Origin of the sequence: Streptococcus sp. 9.1 (genome assembly GCF_016648815.1) — a bacterium.
Classification (GTDB): Bacteria; Bacillota; Bacilli; order Lactobacillales; family Streptococcaceae; genus Streptococcus; species Streptococcus salivarius_E.
The window spans coordinates 1-4922 of the sequence record NZ_JACLQS010000029.1; the positions used below are offsets into that span (position 1 = coordinate 1).

Sequence of the window (4922 nt, forward strand, 5' to 3'; positions counted from 1 at the left end):
CGCTAAGCGACTACCGTATCTAACAGGGGGCAACCCCCAACTACATCAGGCGTACTAGGGCTTAACTTCTGTGTTCGGCATGGGAACAGGTGTATCTCCTAGGCTATCATCACTTAACTCTGAGTATTCTCAACTCAAAATTGAATATCTATACTGTATCAAGAAACCAAATCGTTGTCAATATGTCTCAGTTACTTTCTTTGGATAAGTCCTCGAGCTATTAGTATTAGTCCGCTACATGTGTCACCACACTTTCACTTCTAACCTATCAACCTGATCATCTCTCAGGGCTCTTACTGATATAAAATCATGGGAAATCTCATCTTGAGGTAGGCTTCACACTTAGATGCTTTCAGCGTTTATCCCTTCCCTACATAGCTACCCAGCGATGCTCTTGGCAGAACAACTGGTACACCAGCGGTAAGTCCACTCTGGTCCTCTCGTACTAGGAGCAGATCCTCTCAAATTTCCTACGCCCGCGACGGATAGGGACCGAACTGTCTCACGACGTTCTGAACCCAGCTCGCGTGCCGCTTTAATGGGCGAACAGCCCAACCCTTGGGACCGACTACAGCCCCAGGATGCGACGAGCCGACATCGAGGTGCCAAACCTCCCCGTCGATGTGAACTCTTGGGGGAGATAAGCCTGTTATCCCCAGGGTAGCTTTTATCCGTTGAGCGATGGCCCTTCCATGCGGAACCACCGGATCACTAAGCCCGACTTTCGTCCCTGCTCGAGTTGTAGCTCTCGCAGTCAAGCTCCCTTATACCTTTACACTCTGCGAATGATTTCCAACCATTCTGAGGGAACCTTTGGGCGCCTCCGTTACCTTTTAGGAGGCGACCGCCCCAGTCAAACTGCCCGTCAGACACTGTCTCCGATAGGGATAACCTATCTGGGTTAGAGTAGCCATAACACAAGGGTAGTATCCCAACAACGCCTCACTCGAAACTGGCGTCCCGAGGTCATAGGCTCCTACCTATCCTGTACATGTGGTACAGATACTCAATATCAAACTGCAGTAAAGCTCCATGGGGTCTTTCCGTCCTGTCGCGGGTAACCTGCATCTTCACAGGTACTAAAATTTCACCGAGTCTCTCGTTGAGACAGTGCCCAAATCATTACGCCTTTCGTGCGGGTCGGAACTTACCCGACAAGGAATTTCGCTACCTTAGGACCGTTATAGTTACGGCCGCCGTTTACTGGGGCTTCAATTCATACCTTCGCTATTGCTAAGCACTCCTCTTAACCTTCCAGCACCGGGCAGGCGTCACCCCCTATACATCATCTTACGATTTAGCAGAGAGCTGTGTTTTTGATAAACAGTTGCTTGGGCCTATTCACTGCGGCTGACCATAAGTCAGCGCCCCTTCTCCCGAAGTTACGGGGCCATTTTGCCGAGTTCCTTAACGAGAGTTCTCTCGCTCACCTGAGGCTACTCGCCTCGACTACCTGTGTCGGTTTGCGGTACGGGTAGAGTATAATTAACGCTAGAAGCTTTTCTCGGCAGTGTGACATCACTAACTTCGCTACTAAACTTCGCTCCCCATCACAGCTCAATGTTATAGATATAAGCATTTGACTCATATCACACCTCACTGCTTGGCCAGACACTTCCAATCGTCTGGTTTAGTTAGCCTACTGCGTCCCTCCATCACTATATACTCTAGTACAGGAATATCAACCTGTTGTCCATCGGATACACCTTTCGGTCTCTCCTTAGGTCCCGACTAACCCAGGGCGGACGAGCCTTCCCCTGGAAACCTTAGTCTTACGGTGGACAGGATTCTCACCTGTCTTTCGCTACTCATACCGGCATTCTCACTTCTATGCGCTCCAGCACTCCTCACGGTACACCTTCTTCGCACATAGAACGCTCTCCTACCATACCTATAAAGGTATCCACAGCTTCGGTAATATGTTTTAGCCCCGGTACATTTTCGGCGCAGGGTCACTCGACTAGTGAGCTATTACGCACTCTTTGAATGAATAGCTGCTTCTAAGCTAACATCCTAGTTGTCTGTGCAACCCCACATCCTTTTCCACTTAACATATATTTTGGGACCTTAGCTGGTGGTCTGGGCTGTTTCCCTTTCGACTACGGATCTTAGCACTCGCAGTCTGACTGCCGATTATATCTCGTTGGCATTCGGAGTTTATCTGAGATTGGTAATCCGGGATGGACCCCTCACCCAAACAGTGCTCTACCTCCAAGAGACTTAACATCGACGCTAGCCCTAAAGCTATTTCGGAGAGAACCAGCTATCTCCAAGTTCGTTTGGAATTTCTCCGCTACCCACAAGTCATCCAAGCACTTTTCAACGTGCCCTGGTTCGGTCCTCCAGTGAGTTTTACCTCACCTTCAACCTGCTCATGGGTAGGTCACATGGTTTCGGGTCTACGACATGATACTAATGCGCCCTATTAAGACTCGGTTTCCCTACGGCTCCGTCTCTTCAACTTAACCTCGCATCATATCGTAACTCGCCGGTTCATTCTACAAAAGGCACGCTCTCACCCATTAACGGGCTCGAACTTGTTGTAGGCACACGGTTTCAGGTTCTATTTCACTCCCCTCCCGGGGTGCTTTTCACCTTTCCCTCACGGTACTGGTTCACTATCGGTCACTAGAGAGTATTTAGGGTTGGGAGATGGTCCTCCCAGATTCCGACGAGATTTCTCGTGTCTCGCCGTACTCAGGATACTGCTAGGTATAAAGACTATTTCGAATACGAGGCTATTACTCTCTTTGGCCTACCTTCCCAGGTAGTTCTTCTATAATCTTTAAGTCCACGTTGCAGTCCTACAACCCCGAAGAGTAAACTCTTCGGTTTGCCCTCTTGCCGTTTCGCTCGCCGCTACTAAGGCAATCGCTTTTGCTTTCTCTTCCTGCAGCTACTTAGATGTTTCAGTTCACTGCGTCTTCCTCTACATTACCTTAACAGTAATGAGTGACAGGCATTACCTGCCGGGTTCCCCCATTCGGACATCTCTGGATCATTGCTCACTTACAGCTCCCCAAAGCATTTCGTCGTTAGTCACGTCCTTCATCGGCTTCTAGTGCCAAGGCATCCACCGTGCGCCCTTATTAACTTAACCTTATTTTGGTCTTTCGACCTAACTCATTAAATATTCACAGCGTTTCGGTTTATTTTCTTGTTACTATCTATATGTAATTAATTACATATGGAATTTGATATAGATATTCAATTTTCAATGGACAATACTTGAATCTTTCGATTCAATGGAGCCTAGCGGGATCGAACCGCTGACCTCCTGCGTGCAAAGCAGGCGCTCTCCCAGCTGAGCTAAGGCCCCACAAGACCTCTCAAAACTAAATAAGAAACTCAAGTACATTCCGTTTTTCCTTAGAAAGGAGGTGATCCAGCCGCACCTTCCGATACGGCTACCTTGTTACGACTTCACCCCAATCATCTATCCCACCTTAGGCGGCTGGCTCCAAAAGGTTACCTCACCGACTTCGGGTGTTACAAACTCTCGTGGTGTGACGGGCGGTGTGTACAAGGCCCGGGAACGTATTCACCGCGGCGTGCTGATCCGCGATTACTAGCGATTCCGACTTCATGTAGGCGAGTTGCAGCCTACAATCCGAACTGAGATTGGCTTTAAGAGATTAGCTTGCCGTCACCGACTCGCAACTCGTTGTACCAACCATTGTAGCACGTGTGTAGCCCAGGTCATAAGGGGCATGATGATTTGACGTCATCCCCACCTTCCTCCGGTTTATTACCGGCAGTCTCGCTAGAGTGCCCAACTGAATGATGGCAACTAACAATAGGGGTTGCGCTCGTTGCGGGACTTAACCCAACATCTCACGACACGAGCTGACGACAACCATGCACCACCTGTCACCGATGTACCGAAGTAACTTTCTATCTCTAGAAATAGCATCGGGATGTCAAGACCTGGTAAGGTTCTTCGCGTTGCTTCGAATTAAACCACATGCTCCACCGCTTGTGCGGGCCCCCGTCAATTCCTTTGAGTTTCAACCTTGCGGTCGTACTCCCCAGGCGGAGTGCTTAATGCGTTAGCTGCGGCACTGAATCCCGGAAAGGATCCAACACCTAGCACTCATCGTTTACGGCGTGGACTACCAGGGTATCTAATCCTGTTCGCTCCCCACGCTTTCGAGCCTCAGCGTCAGTTACAGACCAGAGAGCCGCTTTCGCCACCGGTGTTCCTCCATATATCTACGCATTTCACCGCTACACATGGAATTCCACTCTCCCCTTCTGCACTCAAGTTTGACAGTTTCCAAAGCGAACTATGGTTGAGCCACAGCCTTTAACTTCAGACTTATCAAACCGCCTGCGCTCGCTTTACGCCCAATAAATCCGGACAACGCTCGGGACCTACGTATTACCGCGGCTGCTGGCACGTAGTTAGCCGTCCCTTTCTGGTAAGCTACCGTCACAGTGTGAACTTTCCACTCTCACACTCGTTCTTGACTTACAACAGAGCTTTACGATCCGAAAACCTTCTTCACTCACGCGGCGTTGCTCGGTCAGGGTTGCCCCCATTGCCGAAGATTCCCTACTGCTGCCTCCCGTAGGAGTCTGGGCCGTGTCTCAGTCCCAGTGTGGCCGATCACCCTCTCAGGTCGGCTATGTATCGTCGCCTAGGTGAGCCGTTACCTCACCTACTAGCTAATACAACGCAGGTCCATCTTGTAGTGGAGCAATTGCCCCTTTCAAATAAATGACATGTGTCACCCATTGTTATGCGGTATTAGCTATCGTTTCCAATAGTTATCCCCCGCTACAAGGCAGGTTACCTACGCGTTACTCACCCGTTCGCAACTCATCCAAGAAGAGCAAGCTCCTCTCTTCAGCGTTCTACTTGCATGTATTAGGCACGCCGCCAGCGTTCGTCCTGAGCCAGGATCAAACTCTCATTAAAA

The 4922-nt window shown here is 49.7% G+C and carries 1 tRNA gene and 3 rRNA genes; all 4 read right to left on the reverse strand.

Going from position 1 to position 4922, the window contains the following annotated elements:
• Position 1: 1 nt before the first annotated feature.
• Positions 2-117 (reverse strand): 5S ribosomal RNA (rrf, locus tag H7T93_RS09815).
• A gap of 83 nt (positions 118-200) precedes the next feature.
• Positions 201-3100, reverse strand: a 23S ribosomal RNA gene (locus tag H7T93_RS09820).
• A 146-nt stretch (positions 3101-3246) separates the two neighbouring features.
• Positions 3247-3319 (reverse strand) — tRNA-Ala (locus H7T93_RS09825).
• 54 nt (positions 3320-3373) lie between these two features.
• A 16S ribosomal RNA gene (locus tag H7T93_RS09830) occupies positions 3374-4921 on the reverse strand.
• Together the 16S, 23S and 5S rRNA genes with 1 tRNA gene alongside form the textbook arrangement of a ribosomal RNA operon.
• Between the last annotated feature and the right edge of the window lies 1 nt (position 4922).